Annotated in this window: 22 protein-coding genes; 7 read left to right on the top strand and 15 right to left on the bottom strand. The window is 52.1% G+C overall.

The window, feature by feature from the left end:
• Positions 1-78 precede the first annotated feature (78 nt).
• Genes polA through B9Z46_RS03435 form a run of 4 tightly spaced genes read left to right on the top strand, consistent with a single transcriptional unit; the run spans position 79 to position 5,245 of the window.
• Positions 79-2,862: a DNA polymerase I gene (gene polA / locus B9Z46_RS03450; RefSeq protein ID WP_108254529.1), complete on the top strand. Its 2,784-nt coding sequence runs from the start codon at positions 79-81 to the stop codon at positions 2,860-2,862.
• A complete protein-coding gene (locus B9Z46_RS03445) occupies positions 2,862-3,746 on the top strand; it encodes an NUDIX hydrolase family protein (protein ID WP_055360183.1) in 885 nt (294 codons plus the stop codon). Before polA ends, B9Z46_RS03445 begins: the two co-directional genes overlap by 1 nt.
• Positions 3,747-3,778: 32 nt before the next feature.
• Complete coding sequence (locus B9Z46_RS03440; protein ID WP_108254528.1) at positions 3,779-4,519, top strand: sulfite exporter TauE/SafE family protein; 741 nt, start codon at positions 3,779-3,781, stop codon at positions 4,517-4,519.
• A gap of 21 nt (positions 4,520-4,540) precedes the next feature.
• Positions 4,541-5,245 carry a Crp/Fnr family transcriptional regulator gene (locus tag B9Z46_RS03435; protein WP_055360185.1) on the top strand — a complete coding sequence of 235 codons (705 nt, stop codon included), beginning with the start codon at positions 4,541-4,543 and terminating at the stop codon, positions 5,243-5,245.
• A gap of 12 nt (positions 5,246-5,257) precedes the next feature.
• Here the strand turns inward: B9Z46_RS03435 and B9Z46_RS03430 are convergent, their stop codons facing one another.
• Positions 5,258-5,386, bottom strand: coding sequence for a DUF3149 domain-containing protein (locus B9Z46_RS03430; RefSeq protein WP_082466735.1), 129 nt, complete (start codon positions 5,384-5,386; stop codon positions 5,258-5,260).
• 189 nt (positions 5,387-5,575) lie between these two features.
• On the opposite strand from B9Z46_RS03430, the gene B9Z46_RS03425 reads away from it, so the two are divergent.
• Both B9Z46_RS03425 and B9Z46_RS03420 read left to right on the top strand, forming a co-directional pair.
• Positions 5,576-5,956, top strand: a complete 381-nt coding sequence (locus B9Z46_RS03425; RefSeq protein WP_108254527.1) for a rhodanese-like domain-containing protein — start codon at positions 5,576-5,578, stop codon at positions 5,954-5,956.
• 23 nt (positions 5,957-5,979) lie between these two features.
• Complete coding sequence (locus B9Z46_RS03420; RefSeq protein ID WP_055360187.1) at positions 5,980-6,324, top strand: carboxymuconolactone decarboxylase family protein; 345 nt, start codon at positions 5,980-5,982, stop codon at positions 6,322-6,324.
• Between the two features lie 2 nt (positions 6,325-6,326).
• On the opposite strand, the gene B9Z46_RS03415 is transcribed toward B9Z46_RS03420, so the two are convergent.
• The 14 genes from B9Z46_RS03415 to B9Z46_RS03350 form a co-directional block, all read right to left on the bottom strand.
• Entirely contained in the window at positions 6,327-6,950 is a 624-nt protein-coding gene (locus B9Z46_RS03415; RefSeq protein WP_108254526.1) for a bifunctional 2-polyprenyl-6-hydroxyphenol methylase/3-demethylubiquinol 3-O-methyltransferase UbiG, read from the bottom strand.
• Positions 6,947-7,294, bottom strand: coding sequence for a rhodanese-like domain-containing protein (locus B9Z46_RS03410; protein ID WP_108254525.1), 348 nt, complete (start codon positions 7,292-7,294; stop codon positions 6,947-6,949). Before B9Z46_RS03410 ends, B9Z46_RS03415 begins: the two co-directional genes overlap by 4 nt.
• A gap of 75 nt (positions 7,295-7,369) precedes the next feature.
• Positions 7,370-8,410, bottom strand: a complete 1,041-nt coding sequence (locus tag B9Z46_RS03405; RefSeq protein ID WP_108254524.1) for an MBL fold metallo-hydrolase — start codon at positions 8,408-8,410, stop codon at positions 7,370-7,372.
• Between the two features lie 13 nt (positions 8,411-8,423).
• Complete coding sequence (gene soxB / locus B9Z46_RS03400) at positions 8,424-10,160, bottom strand: thiosulfohydrolase SoxB (RefSeq protein WP_108254523.1); 1,737 nt, start codon at positions 10,158-10,160, stop codon at positions 8,424-8,426.
• A gap of 64 nt (positions 10,161-10,224) precedes the next feature.
• Positions 10,225-10,890: a sulfur oxidation c-type cytochrome SoxX gene (soxX, locus tag B9Z46_RS03395; protein ID WP_108254522.1), complete on the bottom strand. Its 666-nt coding sequence runs from the start codon at positions 10,888-10,890 to the stop codon at positions 10,225-10,227.
• Positions 10,891-10,905: 15 nt separating this feature from the next.
• Positions 10,906-11,709, bottom strand: a complete 804-nt coding sequence (gene soxA / locus B9Z46_RS03390) for a sulfur oxidation c-type cytochrome SoxA (RefSeq protein ID WP_108254521.1) — start codon at positions 11,707-11,709, stop codon at positions 10,906-10,908.
• Positions 11,710-11,787: 78 nt separating this feature from the next.
• Complete coding sequence (gene soxZ / locus B9Z46_RS03385; protein WP_199220535.1) at positions 11,788-12,099, bottom strand: thiosulfate oxidation carrier complex protein SoxZ; 312 nt, start codon at positions 12,097-12,099, stop codon at positions 11,788-11,790.
• A 43-nt stretch (positions 12,100-12,142) separates the two neighbouring features.
• Positions 12,143-12,598: a thiosulfate oxidation carrier protein SoxY gene (gene soxY, locus B9Z46_RS03380; protein ID WP_055360193.1), complete on the bottom strand. Its 456-nt coding sequence runs from the start codon at positions 12,596-12,598 to the stop codon at positions 12,143-12,145.
• A gap of 84 nt (positions 12,599-12,682) precedes the next feature.
• A complete protein-coding gene (locus B9Z46_RS03375) occupies positions 12,683-13,783 on the bottom strand; it encodes a c-type cytochrome (RefSeq protein WP_108254519.1) in 1,101 nt (366 codons plus the stop codon).
• On the bottom strand, positions 13,767-15,155 hold the full coding sequence (soxC, locus tag B9Z46_RS03370; protein ID WP_108254856.1) for a sulfite dehydrogenase: 1,389 nt from the start codon (positions 15,153-15,155) through the stop codon (positions 13,767-13,769). The genes B9Z46_RS03375 and soxC overlap by 17 nt, the downstream gene beginning before the upstream one ends.
• 185 nt (positions 15,156-15,340) lie before the next feature.
• Positions 15,341-16,663, bottom strand: a complete 1,323-nt coding sequence (locus B9Z46_RS03365) for an OmpP1/FadL family transporter (RefSeq protein ID WP_108254518.1) — start codon at positions 16,661-16,663, stop codon at positions 15,341-15,343.
• 18 nt (positions 16,664-16,681) lie between these two features.
• Positions 16,682-17,257 (bottom strand): DUF302 domain-containing protein, encoded by a 576-nt coding sequence (locus B9Z46_RS03360; protein ID WP_108254517.1) that lies wholly within the window; start codon positions 17,255-17,257, stop codon positions 16,682-16,684.
• Positions 17,258-17,401: 144 nt separating this feature from the next.
• Entirely contained in the window at positions 17,402-17,716 is a 315-nt protein-coding gene (locus B9Z46_RS03355; RefSeq protein WP_055360197.1) for a hypothetical protein, read from the bottom strand.
• Between the two features lie 137 nt (positions 17,717-17,853).
• Positions 17,854-18,363 (bottom strand): thioredoxin fold domain-containing protein, encoded by a 510-nt coding sequence (locus B9Z46_RS03350; protein ID WP_233245896.1) that lies wholly within the window; start codon positions 18,361-18,363, stop codon positions 17,854-17,856.
• Between the two features lie 127 nt (positions 18,364-18,490).
• Here B9Z46_RS03350 and B9Z46_RS03345 point away from each other — a divergent pair, with 127 nt between their 5' ends.
• Positions 18,491-19,552 (top strand): YeeE/YedE family protein, encoded by a 1,062-nt coding sequence (locus B9Z46_RS03345; protein WP_233245895.1) that lies wholly within the window; start codon positions 18,491-18,493, stop codon positions 19,550-19,552.
• Positions 19,553-19,580: the final 28 nt, after the last annotated feature.

The following is a 19,580-nucleotide window of genomic DNA, read 5'->3' as shown; positions in this document are numbered from 1 at the left end:
AGATTGTAGGGGCTGTTGACCCCAAATTTGACCCCCAAGGCCTCGGCAAAACCCACCGAGGACAGGCACAATTGGGGCATGAGCGACAAGAAAACCCTGCTGTTGGTCGATGGCTCCAGCTATCTGTACCGTGCCTTCCATGCCATGCCCGATTTGCGTGCAGTTCCTGGCGACCCTGCCAGTCCTGCCACCGGCGCCATTCGCGGCATGATCAACATGATGGAGCGTTTGCGCAAAGACATCCCTGCCGAGTATGCGGTGTGTGTGTTCGATGCCAAGGGCCCCACCTTTCGCGACGAGATTTACCCCGAGTACAAGCAAAACCGCAGCCCCATGCCCGACGATTTGCGCTCGCAAATTGAACCCATCCAAGAATTGGTTCGCTTGATGGGTTGGAAAGTGCTGGATGTACCGGGCGTTGAAGCCGATGACGTGATTGGTACTTTGGCCGCTGTGGGTTCATCGCATGGCATCGAAGTCATAGTGTCCAGCGGTGACAAAGACTTGGCCCAGTTGGTCAACGAGCACATCACCATCATCGACACCATGAACGGCAAGCGCCGAGACCTGGCTGGGGTGCAAGAAGAGTTTGGTGTCCCTGCCAGTCTGATGCTGGACTACCAAATTTTGGTGGGCGATACCGTGGACAACGTCCCTGGTGTGCAAAAAGTAGGCCCCAAAACGGCGGCCAAGCTGTTGCTGGAGTACGGCTCCTTAGACAACTTGATGGCGCATGCTGATGAAGTTAAGGGCGTGGTGGGTGAGAACCTGCGCAAGGCCGTCGATTGGTTGCCGACAGGTCGTCAGCTTCTGAAAATTCGCACTGATTGCGATTTGAACGGCTACGTACCCGAATTGCCATCGCTTGAAACCATTCGCTTGGGGCAGCCTGATGAAGCGAACCTGTTGGCCTTCTACGAAAAATTTGGTTTCAAAGGTTTGGTTAGAAGCCGAGGTACAGGCTCACCTGAATCCTCCTCAGGCAAACCTGCCAAGCCAGCCTTTGTGCCGCAGGACGATCTGTTCGCAGAGCCCGAACCCGTGGTCACGGTGACGGGTGACAAACAGTACGAAACTATTTTGACTTGGGATCAATTCAACGCATGGCTCCTGAAGTTAGAGGCTGCAGAGGTGGTGGCCATTGACACGGAAACCACGTCCCTAGATGCCATGCGTGCAGAATTGGTGGGCATCAGTTGGAGCGTGAAGCCTGGCGAAGCTGCGTACTTGCCCTTGCGCCATGACGGCCCCGATGCACCAGTGCAATTGCCGACGGACGAAGTATTGGCCAAGCTCAAGCCTTGGTTAGAAAACCCACTCAAACTCAAAGTAGGTCAGCACATCAAATACGACCGCCATGTGTTTGCCAATGTGGGCATCGAAGTTCGCGGCTATGCGCATGACACCATGTTGCAAAGTTATGTGCTTGAGGTTCACAAACCGCACAGCCTGAGTAGCTTGGCGCTACGCCACGTCGGTAGAACGGGCATTACCTATGAAGATTTGTGTGGCAAAGGCGCGCACCAAATTTCATTTGCACAAGTCGATGTGGAAAAAGCTTCTGAGTATTCTTGTGAAGACTCAGACCAGTGCTTGGAAGTGCATGGGGTGCTCTGGCCTCGCATTCAAGCCGACGCCAAATTACGCGCCATCTACGACATTGAAATTGCCACCAGCGAAGCTTTGTTTCGCATTGAGCGCAATGGTGTGCTGATCGATGGCCCCACGCTGGCGGCGCAAAGCCAAGCGTTGGGTCAGCGCATCGTACAGCTCGAAACGGAAGCCTACGAAATCGCTGGACAGCCTTTCAACTTGAGCAGCCCCAAACAGCTGGGGGAAATCTTTTTTGACAAGCTGGGTTTGCCAGTCATTAAAAAAACCGCCACAGGTGCACGCAGTACCGATGAAGAAGTGCTGGAGAAATTGGCCGAGGACTATCCCTTGCCAGCGCGCATCTTGGAACACCGCAGTCTGTCCAAACTTAAAGGCACTTACACCGACAAGCTGGCGCAGATGGCCTTACCTAGAACGGGCAGGGTCCACACGCACTATGCGCAAGCCGTTGCGGTCACAGGACGTTTGTCTAGCAACGATCCCAACTTGCAAAACATTCCCGTTCGTACAGCCGAAGGCCGCAAAGTACGCGAAGCTTTTGTGGCACCCGCCGGTAGCTTGATTGCCAGTGCCGATTACTCGCAAATTGAATTGCGCATCATGGCGCACCTCAGTGGCGATGAAGCCTTGCTGAGAGCGTTCCACCAAGGCTTGGACGTGCACAAAGCCACTGCAGCAGAAGTATTCGGTTTAACGCCAGACCAAGTGTCAAGTGAACAGCGTCGTTATGCCAAAACCATTAACTTCGGTTTGATCTACGGCATGAGTGCATTTGGCTTGGCCAAAGCATTGGGCATCGACAACGGTGCCGCCAAAAATTACATCGAGCGTTACTTCCAGCGCTTTGCAGGCGTAAAGCGCTACATGGACGAGACGCGCGAGCAGGCCAAATCCCAAGGCTACGTTGAAACGGTGTTTGGCCGTCGCTTGTATTTGCCTGAAATCAATTCGCCCAACGGTCCAAGGCGTGCGGGTGCCGAGCGCGCAGCCATCAATGCGCCCATGCAAGGCACAGCTGCTGATTTAATCAAGCTGTCCATGATCGCCGTCCAAGAAGGCATAGACCGTGAGCAACGCAAAACCAAAGTGATCATGCAAGTGCACGATGAATTGGTGTTTGAAGTGCCAGAGGACGAGGTGGAATGGCTCAAAGTGGCCGTGCCGAAATGGATGGCGGATGTAGCCGTCCTCAAGGTGCCATTGCTCGCTGAAGTGGGTGTGGGCCTGAATTGGGATCAAGCGCACTGATGAAAAGCTGCATTCAAAAATTTCTGCAAGCTTTGGGAGATGCTGATCGGCAGGTGCTGCAGCAATGTCTGCAGCAGGCCAAACAGCCCTTGCCAGAGGATGCCATGCCTTGGTATTTGGGCAGCGCACATTCTCCTGCGGGTTATCTCACACCGGCCCATGCCAAAGTGATTCTGTCCATTCGCAAAGACTGGACAAGTGTGCCGCATGGCTTGGTGTGGGATACGCCAGAGCATACGCATGCTACTCGAAGCGCAGCTTTGCAAAGTTTGGCGATTGAGTTGCGTGACCTCGGACATGTGACCGGCTGGCGCAATGAAAAATTCAGTTTCTGGCCCGATTCAGAAATCATGTTCAATGGCCAATGTATCGAGCCAACAAATGCACACCAAGCTGCATTCGAAATGGAGCGCGCAGCCTATCGGTTCTTTGGTTTGCGCAGCCATGCGGTGCATGTCAATGGATTCACCGAAGACGGTTTTGTGTGGTGTGGTCGGCGCTCTCTCACCAAACCAACGGATCCCGGCATGCTTGACAACATTGCGGCAGGCGGTTTGCCCGTGGGCGAGTCCTTGCAGCTGTGCTGTGTTCGAGAAATGGCAGAAGAGGCTGGTTTGTCGGAGGCGCTAGCCTCGACGGCTGTTGCCAATGGCCAGGTGACCACCTGCCGCTCGGTGGCCAGGGGTTGGCATCACGAAACATTGTGGGTCTACAACTTGGTGGTGCCTGCCGATGTTCAGCCGGTTAACCAAGATGGTGAAGTGGCGGAGTTCAATTTACTGGCACCGCAGCAAGTGGTTCAGGCCATCGCTTCCAAAAGCATGACCGTCGATGCGTCTTGCGTGATTGCGCATGCGGTGTTGCACGCAATTGCGCATGCTTGAGCGTCAACGCAAATTTTCTTAAAGCTAAAGTCATGGACATCAGCCTCTATTCCGTGGCCGTGATTTTTGCAGGCTATTTTGTTCTGGGCACGGCTGGCTTCGGTTCAGCATTGATCATTGTGCCTTTGTTGGCATGGCATTGGCCGCTGGCATTTGTGGTGCCCTTGGTATTGTTGATCGATGTGCCTGCAGCTGTTTTGCACACGGGTCTGAATTTCAAGCAGGTGATGTGGCGTGAGTTGCCGCCTTTGCTGCCTTCGGTGGTGGTCGGTGCCTTGGCGGGCATTGGGTTAATTCGCTGGACTCAGGGTGAGTGGCTTTTGTTGATCTTGGGCGGCTATGTCATCTTTATCGGTTGGAAAGGCTTGAGCGGCGCGGCAACAGCTGTTCGCGTGAGTTCATCTGGCTTGCACTTTGCAGGATTTGCCATGGGCTTGGTAGAAACCATGTTTGGGACGGCAGGGCCTGTGGTCATGTCGTGGTTGTCGCAGCGCGTGGCCGATCCGTTTCTAATTCGCGCGACCATGCCCATGACCATCATTGGATTGTCTTCCATCGCGCTTGGCATGGTAGGCGCAACAGGTGGCTTGGCGGAAGTAGCGCTCTGGACTGCGCTGGCCAGCTTGATGCCGTTTGCGTTATTGGGCGTTGGACTTGGACATTGGGTTTCTAAGCGGATTTCAGCAGCTGTGCTTCGCCCCTTTATCTACGGCTTCTTGTGCTTGAGTGGCTTTGTGCTGTGCGCCAGGGCATTGCGAGGGTTATATTCATGACTTGTGAATTGAGAAAATCAAATGATCCCCATTCATGTTGAATCAGCTTGGAAAGGTACTTCCGATTGCCGTTCATGCGGCATTCGCGATCTGGTTTTGTTTGCCGATTTGAATGAGGATGATTTTGGGCTCATTCACGCGCCCATTGATGACATGGCCTATCCGGTTGGAGGGCTGCTTTATTCAGAAGGCGACAAAGCCTTGGGCGTGTTCACGCTGCGCCAAGGCATGGTCAAGTTGGTTCGCTCCACAGCCGATGGCAGAGAGCGCATCATTCGCGTGTTGCGTGCGGGTGATGTGGTGGGCATTGAGGCATTGGCCACGGGGCAATACGATTCAGAGGCCGTGGCACTCAATGATGTCAAAGTCTGTCGAATTCCGTTGGGCGTGATGCACAAACTTAGCACGCAGTCACCCAGACTTCACAACCGATTGATGCAGAAATGGCAGCAAGCGTTAAAAGGGGCAGACGATTGGTTGGCCGATTTGAACTTTGGAACTGCGCGTCAAAGGGTTTCAAAATTCATTCTGAAAATGCGCCATGACGATTTGCCAAACCAAAGCAGCATGTTCTCTCGTGAAGACATGGGTGCCATGATGGACCTCAAATTAGAAACCGTCAGCCGTGAAGTGAGTGGTCTGGTTCGCGAGCAAGTGATAGAACCCTTGGACAAATCGGGACGGCTGTATCGCATCCAGAACGAACAAGCACTTCAAACTGCCTGATTGCAAAAGTGATCAGGATTTGGGGGGTGTTCCTGACAAAAACAGCCTTAGAAAAAATACCGCCATGCCCATCATGAACACGATGCCGATGAAGCTCATCAGGCCGTAGTCTGTGAAAAACAAGTCGTGTAACAATTTCATTTTTTTCTCCTTCAGAGTGTTTTGAAATAGCAATGTCAATGTCAATGTGTCCATCTTGCTAGGACGGTCATCAGTCCTCTTTGATCTGCGTTAAGTTTTGTAGACATTTAATTCGCAAAAATGCTGGACACGCAAATACCTAAGGGGGTATATTTGAAAGCACTTGAATTGATTAAAGCGAAGTGAAAAATGAAAACACCTCACGACTTGGTATTGGCCGCAAAACAAACGGTTCTTGAAATTCCAATTGACAAAGCGCCTGCTGTGATTGCTCAAAATGACGTGTTAATTGACGTTCGTGAGGCTGAGGAGTTTCAGTCTGGCCATCTACCTGGTGCTATTCACATGTCACGCGGCATGTTGGAGTTCAAGCTTGCAGCCAATCCGCAATATCAATCGCGCGATCTCAAAATCACTCTGTATTGCAAAACCAGTGGCAGGGCTGCACTGTGTGCTCAGTCATTGAAAGAAATGGGCTATTCAAATGTAAGTTCAATCGCGGGTGGTTTTGATGCATGGCAAGCAGCAGGCTTTCATGTTGAAAAACCAGTTGCCCCATCCTTTGACTAAGACTTGCTAGAAAGACTGATCTCATGAGTACCTTTGAGCATGCTGAGCTGATTCAAAACATCAATGCAAGCCTCACACCTTTTCGTCAATCTCAGCCCGATGTCATGCAAGGTTTTGGGCAATTGGCACGCAGCGCCATGGCGGAAGGTGAAGTCAGTACCAAGCACAAGGAATTGATTGCTTTGGCCATTGGTATCACGCAGCATTGCTCTGGCTGCATCGGCTTTCATGTGAAAGCACTATTGAAGTTGGGTTGTACACGCCAAGAGCTTGAAGAGATGCTGGCCGTGTGCGTCTACATGGGCGGTGGCCCTGCATTGATGTACGCTGCAGAAGCGCTCAAAGCTTGGGAAACCTTTTCTGCTTAAACCTATGGGTTAGGTTTTTGCCCGATGTAGCCCACCAGTGCCGACATACCACTGTGCCCCGGACCTTCATCGACTACTTCCAGATAGGTTTTGATGTCTAGGACCTTGTAGCCTTTGAAAGCGCTCAGCAGCAAGTCTTCGTCGTATAGATTTTCAAGAATGCCAGGCCCACCCGTTTTGTATTGCATCTGGTCTTTGCCATATCCTTGAATGATCAAAGTGCCGCCAGGCTTAAGTGCAGAGTTTAATTTTGTAAATATTTCTGTACGTGCTTCTGGATCGGCAAATTGAAAAAAGATACCTGCAATGGTGTCGTACTGGTTGGCTTGCCAATCAAAACTTTGCCAGTCGCTGCAATGAAAGTTGACCGCTACCTGATGTTTGGCAGCCAATTGCTTAGCTTTTGCAATGGCAATGGGTGAGAAGTCGAATGCATCAACGTCATAACCTTGCGATGCAAGCCAAACGCTGTTACGGCCTTCACCATCGGCAATGCACAAGGCCTTGCCTCTTTGAAGCAAGGGTGTTTTGTCAGCCAAGTATTGATTGGGTTTTTCACCAAAAAGGTAATCGTCCGAGGAGAAGCGTTCATTCCAACGCGCCAATGGGTTAGAAAATTGAGTCATGCCAGGTTGCTCCAATTGCCTATGTTGTGAACTTGGCGGTATCCGTTTTTGAGCAGCAGAAGTTTAGCCATGCCGCTGCGGGTGCCGCTGGCACAGCACACCACCACTGGCTTGTCTTTGGGTATTTCGTTCAATCGGCTGCTTAATTCAGACAGAGGGATGTTGACAGTGCCGGCTGCATTGGCATTGGCAAACTCGCCTACGGAGCGAACATCGACAAGTGTGGCGCCTGCACTCTTCAGAACTGGAAGCTCTGACTTCACTTGTTTGGCGTGCCACCATTTGTAAGTCCACCACAGAATTAAGAGTACAAACGGCCAATACTCTTTGATCAATTGTTGCATCGATTACTTTCTAACTTATTCGCAATTCGTTGTGACTCATCCAATCTGTCAGCAGCCGATATGTGACCATTCTGTTTAGAAAGCTTCTTTTTCAGCTTCTAAATATGCAAGGCTGGTGTACTTGCCAATGTTGTTCTCAAAGCCCTGCATGTCTGTGGCACGTTTTTTCACGCGCGGGTCATTGAGAACCATCTGTTTGGCTTCAGCCTCTGACTTGCCATCTTTGACGGCTTGTAAGCAGGGCTCCCAAATGCCCGCCAAAAACTGGCCATAGGTTTCGAGTAAATTTTTGGCAGGTTGACCATGACCCGGCAGCCACAATTGCTGGCCTGCGTTGTCACTGAGCGCTTTGAAATACTTGAAGGTGCCAGGGTAAGAGCCGTCATCGATGTTGGCAATGCGGTTGGCCATGGCAATGTCGCCCACGCTGGTGACTTTGTCTTGAACCACTTCAACACACAAGTCGGCATCTGTGTGGGCGCGGCCATAGTGATGCATGACCAAATCGACGTCGCCAAATTTGAACTTTTGGCCGTGGGTGACCACCTTGTTGGGCGGCACAACCTTGGTGCCAGCCGAAGACTGATTGGTCCAACGCTCCATCAAAACGCGCCAAGTGTTGCCTTCGATGCCCTTGATGGTTTCTTGTGTTTTGCCCAAAGCGTAGATGGGTAACTGTGCGCCGTACTCTTCGGCAAACGCGTGGTTGCCCAACCAATGGTCGCCATGGAAATGGCTGTTGAAAACTGCAATCACAGGCAAAGGCGTCACTTTTTTGATCATGCGAATGGCCATCTGGCCAATTTGTAAAGAGCTGCCGGAATCCAAAATGATGACGCCCGCAGTGGTGACCACAAAGGTGACGTTGGACATCATGCCGCGATTCTCGGGCGTGGGAAATCCATCGGGTGCAAAGATCATCCACACATGCTTGGACAGTTGGATGGGCGGAATGTCTTTAACCGGTGGGCCCACCAAAAAGTCTTGCACATCGGCCGCAAAAGTTTGCAGCTCTGGCCACATGCCCACCAGCCCCGCACCGATGGCGGATGCCCCCAAAAAAGTGCGACGCGGTAAGACCGGCGTTGCGTGCTGTTTCGTTTTGAAGTGGGTCATGAGAAGACTCCTGTTAGGCCACGTACCCTGGGTTGGGCAAGCCGCCCGTGATCTTGGGTGCATTCAGTTGACGGGGCTTGATGCGGCCGTTGGGTTGGGTTTTGAGCCATTGCTCCACCACTTCCCACACTTGCTTGTTGCCTTGCGTGCGGGCTTCTTCGGCAACGGGAGCCCATCCAGCCACTTTGTATTTTTTGCCAGACTCAATGAGCTTGCCGTTCAGGCGCATTTCTTCGATGCGCTTGCCCATGCCTGCGGTGGGGTTGCAGTGGTATTGCAAACCGCCCACACGCACCATGTCACCCCCTTGTTGGTAGTAGGGGTCTGGGTTGAACAAGTTGTCGCAAACGTCTTCAAGCACCGTTTTAATGGTCTCGCCTGTCATTTCTGTGACGGTGGCGTAAGAGTAAGTGGTGGCCGTCATGTCGAGCAGCCATTCGCGTGTGATGGCTTGGCCTGGCAACAGGGTGGTACCCCAGCGGAAGCCAGGCGAGAACGCAATCTCGGCACCTTGAACATCCATCAAAGCATCGACCAACAGTTGATCGCCCGTGCCATTGAAGTTGCCGCGACGATACAAGAGGCCTTCAGAGATGCCCAGTTTTTCGTTCAGTTTGCTTTCGTAGGGCGCACGAATTTTGGTGATGAGCGCATCCATCTCTTTGTCGGCGGGCAACATGTTTGAAAACACGGGCAGCAACTTGTAACGGAAATCGGTGACGCGTTTTTCTTTGACTTCAAAGTCGAGCACGCCCAAGAACTTGCCGTTGGAGCCCGCGTTGGTGACGATGGTTTTGCCGCCTTTGTTGCTGACCAAGGTGGCCACGGGCATACCGTCGTGTGTGTGGCCGCCCATGATGGCGTCGATGCCACTTACGCGGCTGGCCATCTTGAGGTCAACGTCCATGCCGTTGTGGCTGAGCACCACCACCACCTGCGCACCTTTGCCACGGGCTTCGTTCACCATGGCTTGCATGTTTTCGTCTTGAATGCCAAAGGCCCAATCGGCCACCATGTAGCGTGGGTTGGCAATGGGGGTGTAGGGGAAGGCTTGGCCAATGATGGCGCACTGCACACCATTGATTTCTTTGATGACGTAGGGCTTGAAGACGGGGTCGCCAAAGTCTTGGGTCTTGATGTTTTGCGCCACAAACTCAACTTTGCCGGCAAAATCTTTTTCAACAATTTCTTTCACGCGGTCCATGCCCAGTGTGAATTCCCAGTGGCCCGTCATCACGTCTACGCCCAATAATTTGCAGGCGTCCACCATGTCTTGGCCGTTGGTCCAAAGGCATGTGCCTGAACCTTGCCATGTGTCACCGCCATCGAGCAACAAGGCACCTGGGCGGCTGGCTTTCATGCGCTTGACCAAGGTGGCCAAGTGCGCAAAGCCGCCGACCTTGCCATAACGTGCTGCGGCTTTCTCGTAGTTCAGGTAGGTCAGGGCGTGGGCCTCAGAAGTTCCAGGCCGAATGTTGGCAAACTTGAGCAAATGCTCACCGACCAAATGTGGTAGGTTGCCTTTCATGCTGCCCAGTCCTAAATTGATGCTGGGCTCGCGGAAATAAATCGGCTTGAGTTGCGCATGGCAGTCGGTCATGTGCAGGAACGATACATTGCCAAACTTGGGAATGTCATAAAGACCGTTGGCGGCTGTTGCAGCATCTGCCTCTGCGTAAGTGCCCATACCCAAACCGGCCATGGTGCCTGCGCCCATGACCTGCATAAATTCACGTTTAGAGAGGTTCATACTTTTGTCTTCGCTAATATATATAGGCATTTAAAACCCGGATCGCCCGGGTTTTAAAACGGCTTTATTTGTTGACGGGAGATTGAGGGTCCAGCAGCAATGCCACCAAGTGACGCACTTGATCTTCCGACAAGATGCCGTTGTGACCCGCACGTGGCATGTTGGAGCAAGCGTTGTAGGCTTTGGAATTCCAAATTTTGCCCCAGGTGTATTCCACAATCAGTTTGACATCAGGGCTGTCGGGATTGCTGACGCTGCGAATTTTTCCGTAGTTGTAGAGGCTGGGGCCAATGGTGCCGTAGGAAATTTCTTTAGGGTCCATTTGGTGGCAGTTGTAGCAATTGCCTCCATTGACCGTTTTGGCATCATCCGTGAAGGTGAGGCCGCGACCGTTTTGAGCAATCTTCTCGCCTTCTTTCCAATCGCCTAGGAACTTGCCATTGCTGGGCCACTTGATGGTTTTTAAGTTGGCGGCTTCTAGGGCTTGACTTGTTTTTTCATCCAAGGGTTTGCCGTTGGCATCGGCTTCACTGCAAGCCTGATTGGTTTCATCGGTGCTGGCCAAGATGCTGGCTTTGACGATGCCTTCATCGCGGAATGAGGCTTTCACAATCTGCTGTGTGAGCGCTTTCAGGTCTGATGCGCTGGGCACCGAGGCGCATCCAACAGCCAACAACGCAACCGTTGCGAGAGCCAGGCTGGTACGAATTTTTGAATTCATTTGTTTCATTGCATGGACTCCGATTTAGCGCTTGATGGCGGGGGCAATGGACGCAGAGCCTTGAGAATTCACACCCAAGTAAACGCCCAAGGCAATGGTGGCATCACTGCCAAAACCAGGGTAGGGGAAGCGCTGCTGACGGTAGCAATCGTTGAGGCGTTGCTGCATGCCCCACATCTGACCATTCGAGACACGATAGGCTGGCCATGCGGCAAAGCCAATGCCATCACCCGGATTTTTGGTGAGGTTGGGCAGATCCTGCAGGCGAATGCGCTTGCCATCTTCTGCATGGCAAGAGGCACAGGCAAAGTCATGCGGGCCACCGCGTTGGAAGAACAGACGTTTGCCAACTTCATAAAAAGTTTTCTCGGACGCGTGGGCTTGCGACAGGTTGAATTTCATGCCTTTGGATTCGGCGGCCAACCAAGTGGCCAAGGCCGTGACATTGACTTGTTCACCTTTGCCAAAGGGCGTCTTGGCAATTTCGGCGGCATTGAAGCCCTGCAAAGTTTCCATGCAGGTGAGCAGCCTCGACTCCATGTCTTGCACACGCCCAGTGTCTGCAAAATATTTGGGCAACTCGACAAAGACGCCTTTGTAGACACCAGGGCCTTTGCCTAAATCACATTTTTCAAGCGATGCATTTTTGGGGCCGCGTTTTTGAGTCCACAAACCTTCGCCTTTGGCCTCGAACAGGTCGGAAGGGTTGCCGTCTTGCAACATGGCGCGGTATTCGTCAATGCCTTGACTGGCGGTTTTTTGAGCCAAGCTGCTGAGACTGAGGGCCATTAAACCTGCAGCCAAAAAGAAGGAGAGTTTTTGCTTCATGTGCGCCTCAATGTGTCAACTTCAAAAACTGAAAAAGGGTGAAGATTGCGCTTCACCCTTGATGTGCAACTTGGTTACTTAGGACACCGTGGCTTCGTCGGTGCGGGTGTCACCCTTGCTGTCTTTCCATGTGACTGCAATTTTGTCACCGGCTTTAGCGCCTTTGACTGCAAATTGCAAAAATGGATTTTTGGATACAGCGGGTCCCCATTCAGCGGCCAAAACGGGTTTGCCGTTGTGTGTCGCAGAAACTTCTTGAATGAACCATGCAGGTACTGTTTTGCCAGCCGCATCTTTGCGCTGACCGGATTCCATTTCGTGACTCATCAGAACACGAACAGTTGCTTTATCACCAGAGGCTTGGGCGCGAATGCGCATTGGATCTGCCATTTTTTTCTCCTGATATATGTAAATGAACTAAGGTGTGAAGGGCTTAACCGCCGCACCCACCCAAAGTGACTTTGACTTCTTTCTTGGCGAACAAAGCCTTGCCGTCAGCCATGATGGCCACAGCGTAGACATCAGATGATTGGCCCATCTTGGCACGTGTAGAGAAATTGGCTTCGACAGCATCGCTTACGTGGAACATGGCCACCAATGCTGCGGGGTTCTTTTCGACCAAGACCAACATTTGCTTGACACCTGGCAATGTGGTGCTGGCACCCAAAGGAACCACAGCGCCATTTTCTGCAATGTCAGGACCTGTGATGGAAACATCTTTGCTTTCAGCAATGGCGCCACCGCCGTAGGCCTTCACTGCGTCTTGAACCGACTTGGCATCGAAGCCGGTTTTGTTAAAGGCTGCGTGAGCAAATTGAGGGAAGCCAGCAGAAGCCAGCAAGCCTGCAACCACCATGCTCTGTTTGATTGTCTCGCGACGAGTTTGCATCTGATTCTCCTTGTGAATAAGTTGATGCTATTGAAATCTGCGTCAAAGTCAATTCAGTTAAACCTGATGAACTTTGACCCTTTTTTACTTTTGGCTGCCGTTGGCAATCCACTCAGCAATGAGCTTCGCGTCTGCATCGCTTAAGTTTTGTGCAGGCATGGGGATGGCACCCCACACACCTGAACCGCCTGACTTGATTTTGCCTGCAATGTAATCAACTTTGCCTGGATATTTTTTCGCAATGTCGTTAAAGCCTGGACCCACTATTTTCTTGTCGATACCGTGGCATGCCGTACAGACGTTTTTGCTCAACAGGGCCATGACAGCTTTGTTGTCAGCTTTGCCATCTGCCGCTTTGGCGGGTGTGGCTGGCGCTGTACTGGTCGCAGGAGCGCTTGTACTTGTTTTGCCAGTACTGCCTTCTGGCTTGGTGGTGTCGACGCCTTTTTGCTGACCGACCATGCGATTTTGTTCACTCAAGTTGCCATGGGCATTGCGTGCAAAGTCGGGCAAGAAAGAGGCCACTTTGGCTTCGGGTTTGCAATCCTTCATGCAAATCGTGTTTTGCGTATCGGGTTTGCTGGTACCACCAAATTCTTTGCCTGGCCACATGGCGTGTGCGGTGGTCATGCCATTGCGGTTGGGCATCCGTTTTTGCACCTCGGCAATATTTTTGTTTGACAGCACATAGTCATCGGGCACCACGCCAGCCAAGTTCAATAAGAAACCTGTCACTGCGTAGACTTCTTCTGTGGTGAGTGTCTTGGGATTGGTCCAAGGCATGGCACGGTTGATGTAGTCCCACAAGGTTGACACCGTGGCCACCTTCATGATGGTGGTGCGTCCGGGGAAGTCTGTGCGCGTGAGGTTGGCCACACGGCCGGTTTTGATGTCTTCGGCAGTGGTGCCACCAATCAATGGGCTGAAGACCTCATTGGATTCACCAAAAATACCGTGACATTGCGCACATTTGGCTTCCCAAACATCTTGGCCTTTGGCCACAGAACCAGAGCCTACAGGCAAGCCTTTAAAGTCGGGACGAACATCAATGTCCCAAGCTGCCACTTCTTTGGGGGTGGCGTCTCGTCCTACGCCTGGATATTTGGTGTTTTGCGCAAATGCAGATGCAGATACAAAGGACAGGCTGATGGCGATGGCCAGAACAATCTTAGGAAACTTGAACATTTTTCACCTCGCCATTTTCTTGCACCAACCATGACTGAATGGCATTGTTGTGATAAATAGAACGTGTACCGCGAACATCGCGCAGTTGTTTGTACATGGGTTGAACGTACCCAGTCTCGTCTTGCGCGCGGCTTTGAATGATGGCGGGTTTGCCATCCCAGACCCAATCTAAGTTGAAGCGGGTAAGGGCTTTTGACAACACCGGAGTTTCGAGTCTTGCTTGACGCCAGTTGCGTCCGCCATCGGTTGACACGTCCACACGCTTGACTTTTCCTTTGCCCGACCAAGCCAAGCCAGTGATGTTGTAGAACCCTTTGTCCAACAAAACTTGACCGCCAGAGGGGGTGGTAACAACACTCTTGCATTCTTGAATGTTCGTGTACTGACGGTGCAGTCCGCTGGGTTGTAAATCGATGTAATGAATGGCTTCGTCTTTGGTTGCGTATGGCTGATCACCCACTTCAACGCGTCGCAGGTATTTGACCCAACTGACGCCTTGAACACCCGGCACGACCAAGCGCAAGGGGTAGCCGTTTTCTGGACGCAGCATTTCGCCGTTTTGGCCATAGGCCACCAACACTTCACCTGATGTGATCAGGCTCATGGGAATGGTACGAGTCATGGCTGAGCCGTCGCCGCCTTCGGCCAATACGAACTTGCCATTTTTCAAATCGGCACCCGCCAATTCAAGCAGGGTGATGAGCGGAACGCCTGTGAATTCACTGCAAGACAACATGCCGTGTGTGTATTGCACTGTGGGCACCGCCACATTGCCCCAATCAACCGCCGTATTGGCGCCGCATTCAATGAAGTGAAAACGTGAGACGGATGGCAAGCGCATGATTTCGTCCATGGTAAAAACCTTGGGGTTTTTCACCATGCCGTTGATCATGAAGCGATGTTTGGAGGGGTCGATGTCCCACCAGCCTTGGTGGTGACGCTCAAAGTGCAGGCCGCTGGGCGTGACGATGCCAAACAAAGATTGCAAGGGTGCAAAAGAAACGGATGCCTGTGTGGTTTGTGTCAAACCAGGGCTTTGGCGTCGTTGCAAATTGGATTCGTACTTGGAGGGTTTGCCGTAACCCTCTGTGGCAACACCCTGGCCAAGTCCAGTGGCGTGTGCGGGCAAATTCAAAATGTTGGGGTCGCCACCCTCGGTAGGGATGGGGTTGCCTTGGGCCCAGGCATTGGCGGGCGCTGCAACTGCTGCAACACCTGCCGCTGTTGCTGTAGAGGCTGCTGCAAATGCACGACGAATGAAGTCGCGGCGACCTTGTTTGCCTTCAGCAAAAACCGTTTTGACACCAGCTGGGGTTAAGAAATTTTCAGGGGCTTTTTGGACCCGTCCTGAGGAATTGAATCGCTCTGTCACGTTATCTCCTTGGTCAGCATTGGCAATCACATTGTTGGTTTATATAAGCCAATGCTTATTTATACGGCGTGATTCTCAGCTGTGTGGCTGAACTCAAAATTACAAAAAGTTTGTGTCTGATTGTGATTGACATGCGCACAGAGGAATTGATTTAAATCAATTCCTCTGTGCAACGTAAAAAGTGCTCAATAACGATAGCTTGCCAACAGTTGCCAATTGTTTTGGCTGTGTGAGATGCTGGCGCCAGGTGTTGCCACGGTCACTTTGCCTGCATGCGACATGGCGGCATCTAACTGCCATTGCTTGCTGAGCTGATAGGCTGCACCCAATGTCACGTGGTTTTCCACAATGGCTGGGAACAAGGGGTTGGTCATATCTTTCGGAATGGGGTTGCTGGCCAAATTCAAACCGCCGCGCAATGTCAGAACATCGTTCATGCGATAGGCTGCGCCCAAAGAAACAACTGTTTGATCCGCCCAGTTTTGTGGCATTGCAAAGCTGACGCTGCCACCCATGCCTGCACTGGTGTAGTTCATGGAGAACTGCTTCATCACCTTGGACCATTCAACCCGTTTGACATCTGCTGCCAGGGTCAATGCAGGGCTTGATTTGAAAGCCATGCCGATGGCCAGTGTGGCGGGCATTTGGAAGTTCAAGACCTTGAGTTGCCCCATATCGGCAAAGCCGCCTGGTGCGCTCATGCTTGCGCCTTTGGCAGAAGTTTTCATGTCGCCTTGAGCCGTTTTAAGGTGGTAACTTGCACCCACAGTCAAGTCAGGCGTTGCTTGGTATGTCATGCCCAATTTGCCAGTCCAGCCCGTTGCCTTTGCTGCGCCGCTGAAATCGCTGTTGTTTGAAAAATCAATCCGTGCCCAAGGTGCCTGTGCAAGTTGGGGCAAAGCCATGCCTAGATTGCCAGAGGGCATGCCATTGACCATGCTACCCAGTTGTGCACCTGTGGCCGCCATTTTCATGTCCAGATTGGACCAAGCAAAATCCAGTGTCGCACCCACATTCAACTTGTCGTTGACTTGCATGGCAACAGGAAACAGCACACGTCCCACGCTGAGTTCCGAGCGAACATCCGAGCCAGAGCCCATGGCCAACGCAGAGTTGGCGGCGTATTCTGTGCCCATACCACCTTGCCCAAACATGCCAACGCCATAGCTTAGGGTACCCGCTTTGCGAACCCAGCCAAAGGCGGGCATGACATAAGAAGTTCCGCCAGAGTTGGCCGTGGGAAAGCCGGGAATGGCTGTGCTCACTTTGGGGCCTAAAACACCGACGGCCAAATCGAAGCGGGTGCCATCAGGACCCATTTGCAAGGTGGCTGGGTTGTTCATCATGGCCGCAGTACCATTTTCAATGGCAGTTGCTGCGCCGCCCATGGCCAGTGCCACAGGGCCGTAGCCTTCCAAAATCATGCCGTTGGTGGCCCAAGCAGACGAGCCCGTCATCAAGATGGCGGCAGCAATGGCAGTGGTTTGTTTTTTAAATTGGATGTGCATGTTGTCTCCTCCTGAATATTAAATTTCGCCTTTAGAGGCACGTTCCATCATTTCCCAGATGGTGTCTCTGACGGCATTGGCTTCTTCTTTCAAGGGGGAGGGCAATTTGCGACCCATCTTGACCATCATGTCCATGTTGAGGGTGTAGAGCCACAGGCCATCTTCTTTTTCAACCACGGTGACGCGGCAGGGCAGGTAAGCCGCCATGTGGGGGCTGAAGTCCACCATGCGGCGGGCAGTTGTGGGGGTGCAGAAAGAGTAGACGGTGAGTAACTTTTGCTTTTGGCCTGTTCGTGCCTCTAGCTCTTTTGACAAGGGCAAGGTGCCGACGTCTTTCATGTTGCGCTCAGTGGCGACCTGCTTCAGGATTTGTTCGATGTCGTTGGGGGTCACGCCCTTGGCAACTTTGCGTTCCCAAGTAGTTGCAATAGCAATGTCACCATTGCCTTCAACCCAACGATCCCACATGCGGCTGGCTTCAGCGCCTGCGCCACTTTCAAGTTTTGCCATGGTACTGATCGTGCCGCAGCCCGTCAGCATCAGTGTTGCTGTTAGTGCCGTTGCCAACGTGGCTGTCTTTAATCCAAAGCGCATGGGGGTTCTCCTGTTTGATCGCATCCAACTGTCAAGATTTGCGTGTATTCGCAAATCTTCAGTGATGCAGCGATCATCTTGGAAAATAACCCAGGGGGGTATTGGAATATACCCTAGGGGGTAAGGTAAGCCAGGCGTCAGCCTTTATTTGAATTTGTAATGATCACGGTTCAGTACAGCGGCAACTGCGGTGACTTCTTCGGGGAAAAATCCCAAGTTGAGTTCGGTGTTGCACTGCTCCACCATGCCCCTTAAAAATCCTGGAGTGTTGATTCGGCCTTGTGGCTTGTAGATGGCGCTGCCATTACCGCCTACACGTTTTTGATGGCAGCTGTCGCAGTTGTTCTGGGCGATGAGCTGTGCACCCAATTTCAAGTCGGCATCTTTGAAGAGGACAGGCTGAGCCATGGCAACGTTGCTCAACAGAAATGCGGCCAATGCGAATGTTTGAAGTTTCATGTCAATCTTTGCTTGTGAAATAGATAACCCGTGACTAATTTAACGGATGATGGCTGAGGCATAAGCTGTCAGATGGCCACACTTTGCTAGGTGCTTTCCCTCGTGCCAAGAAGAATTCTTTGTTTGAAGCCTGGGGTTTAGCTGCGCAAGGATTTTCTGGCCAATGCGATGCGTTCATCCAAATAGGCACCATAAAAGTCTGGCAAGTAACCACCTTCCATGCGCTCTACCAACTCTTGTCCTTTGGGACCTAGGAAGATCAGGGTGGGTGCAATGCTGACACGCCATTGCTTGACACATTGGTCATGCGTTTGCATTTGACCGTTGAGGCCTTTGACTGGAAGCTCACTCCTCATGTCCACTTGAACAATTGGAAATCCTTGTTTTTGCATGGGGCTGAGGTAGCTTTCTCTGGCCATTTTGCAAAACGGGCAACCCGCTAAGCTGACCATCACGATCAAGGGCTCTTTGGCTTTCAGGGCCTTTTCAAGTTCATCCGGCAGGGACGTGGCAGCAGGCAGTATGGCCGGTGCAGCTTGGCTTAGGAGGGGAAGGCCAACAAGGGCGCCGGTCAGGCTCAAACCAAGGCGTGACACATACGTTCTGCGTGTCATCAGGTCATGAGTAACGGCATTGAGTTGGGACATGGGCAATGAGCGTGAAAAAAAGGGACAATCGGTGGTTTTTCGCTGCAGGCAGCGGAACCAGGTGTCACTTGTGATGGCGAGTGCGTCTTTCGATATATCAGTAAGTGATGAATTATTGGGGAACTTTGTGAATCTCGCAAGTCTTTTGGAAACCTACGGTGATCATTGGGTCTTGGCCATGGGTGGGGCTGTGATTGGGTTGATGTTTGGCTTCAGTGCACAACGCTCTAAATTCTGCGCCAGGGCTGCCGTGATTGAATGCTGTGAGGGACAGTGGCGGCAAAAATTTGCAGGATGGCTTTTGGCATTTGCTGTGGCCATGCTGATGGTTCAGTTGGCCATCTCATTTGGATTATTGAAACCTGAAAGTTCCAGACATTTGGGCTCACAAGGCAGCATTTCTGGCGCTGTGCTGGGTGGCCTCATGTTTGGCATGGGCATGATCATGACGCGCGGTTGTGCAAGCCGGTTGATCATTCTTTCGGGCAACGGCAATTTACGTGCGTTGCTTTCAGGATTGGTGTTTGCAGTGACTGTGCAAGCCACCATCTCTGGGGCCTTGGCACCGGCGCGCCAATTTATGGCATCTTGGTGGTTGGTTGATGGGGGTCCTCAGCGCAATATGCTCAATGCATTGGGTGCATCCTCTTGGATGGGGTTGGCCATTGGCTTGCTATTTTTGGGCGTCGCTATTTGGCGTTTCCGTGTTGCGGGCGGGACCAAACCCTTGATATGGGGTAACGTATTTGTTGGCGTGGCCATTGCACTGGGTTGGTTTTTCACACAATGGATTGCCAGTGCTTCTTTTGAACCGATTCCGCTTCAAAGTCTTTCATTCAGCAGTTCTTCTGCCGAGTGGTTAACCCGTGTGCTTTACACAGATACAGCCCCGCGATTTGGTTTTGACGCAGGCCTGTTGCCCAGTGTTTTTGTGGGCTCTTACATTGCTGCTTTCTTGTTTGGCGAGTTCAAATTTGAAGGCTTTCAAACCGAAAATAAATTAGGCCACTACCTCACGGGTGCTGTGTTGATGGGCTTTGGTGCTGTGTTGGCCGGCGGGTGTACGGTGGGTGCAGGCATGTCAGGTGGCGTGGTGTTTTCCAACACCGCATGGTTGACGCTGCTGTCGATCATGGCGGGTGCCGCCTTGACCTATCGCTTTCTCAAGTCGATTGGCGCACCGACATAAACACGCCCTGCGAAGTTAGTTGGGCCAT

The sequence above is a fragment of the Limnohabitans sp. Hippo4 genome (assembly GCF_003063605.1).
Lineage (GTDB): Bacteria > Pseudomonadota > Gammaproteobacteria > Burkholderiales > Burkholderiaceae_C > Limnohabitans_A.
The sequence above is the reverse complement of the archived record's forward strand: the minus strand, read 5'-3'. Positions and strand labels throughout refer to the sequence as shown.

Bases quoted from the DNA above. Each gene is read 5' to 3' on its own strand.
- polA (WP_108254529.1), top strand. From the start codon at position 79: ATGAGCGACAAGAAAACCCTGCTGTTGGTCGATGGCTCCAGCTATCTG.
- B9Z46_RS03445 (WP_055360183.1), top strand. From the start codon at position 2,862: ATGAAAAGCTGCATTCAAAAATTTCTGCAAGCTTTGGGAGATGCTGAT.
- B9Z46_RS03440 (WP_108254528.1), top strand. From the start codon at position 3,779: ATGGACATCAGCCTCTATTCCGTGGCCGTGATTTTTGCAGGCTATTTT.
- B9Z46_RS03435 (WP_055360185.1), top strand. From the start codon at position 4,541: ATGATCCCCATTCATGTTGAATCAGCTTGGAAAGGTACTTCCGATTGC.
- B9Z46_RS03430 (WP_082466735.1), bottom strand. From the start codon at position 5,386: ATGAAATTGTTACACGACTTGTTTTTCACAGACTACGGCCTGATGAGC.
- B9Z46_RS03425 (WP_108254527.1), top strand. From the start codon at position 5,576: ATGAAAACACCTCACGACTTGGTATTGGCCGCAAAACAAACGGTTCTT.
- B9Z46_RS03420 (WP_055360187.1), top strand. From the start codon at position 5,980: ATGAGTACCTTTGAGCATGCTGAGCTGATTCAAAACATCAATGCAAGC.
- B9Z46_RS03415 (WP_108254526.1), bottom strand. From the start codon at position 6,950: ATGACTCAATTTTCTAACCCATTGGCGCGTTGGAATGAACGCTTCTCC.
- B9Z46_RS03410 (WP_108254525.1), bottom strand. From the start codon at position 7,294: ATGCAACAATTGATCAAAGAGTATTGGCCGTTTGTACTCTTAATTCTG.
- B9Z46_RS03405 (WP_108254524.1), bottom strand. From the start codon at position 8,410: ATGACCCACTTCAAAACGAAACAGCACGCAACGCCGGTCTTACCGCGT.
- soxB (WP_108254523.1), bottom strand. From the start codon at position 10,160: ATGAACCTCTCTAAACGTGAATTTATGCAGGTCATGGGCGCAGGCACC.
- soxX (WP_108254522.1), bottom strand. From the start codon at position 10,890: ATGAAACAAATGAATTCAAAAATTCGTACCAGCCTGGCTCTCGCAACG.
- soxA (WP_108254521.1), bottom strand. From the start codon at position 11,709: ATGAAGCAAAAACTCTCCTTCTTTTTGGCTGCAGGTTTAATGGCCCTC.
- soxZ (WP_199220535.1), bottom strand. From the start codon at position 12,099: ATGGCAGATCCAATGCGCATTCGCGCCCAAGCCTCTGGTGATAAAGCA.
- soxY (WP_055360193.1), bottom strand. From the start codon at position 12,598: ATGCAAACTCGTCGCGAGACAATCAAACAGAGCATGGTGGTTGCAGGC.
- B9Z46_RS03375 (WP_108254519.1), bottom strand. From the start codon at position 13,783: ATGTTCAAGTTTCCTAAGATTGTTCTGGCCATCGCCATCAGCCTGTCC.
- B9Z46_RS03365 (WP_108254518.1), bottom strand. From the start codon at position 16,663: ATGCACATCCAATTTAAAAAACAAACCACTGCCATTGCTGCCGCCATC.
- B9Z46_RS03360 (WP_108254517.1), bottom strand. From the start codon at position 17,257: ATGCGCTTTGGATTAAAGACAGCCACGTTGGCAACGGCACTAACAGCA.
- B9Z46_RS03355 (WP_055360197.1), bottom strand. From the start codon at position 17,716: ATGAAACTTCAAACATTCGCATTGGCCGCATTTCTGTTGAGCAACGTT.
- B9Z46_RS03350 (WP_233245896.1), bottom strand. From the start codon at position 18,363: ATGTCCCAACTCAATGCCGTTACTCATGACCTGATGACACGCAGAACG.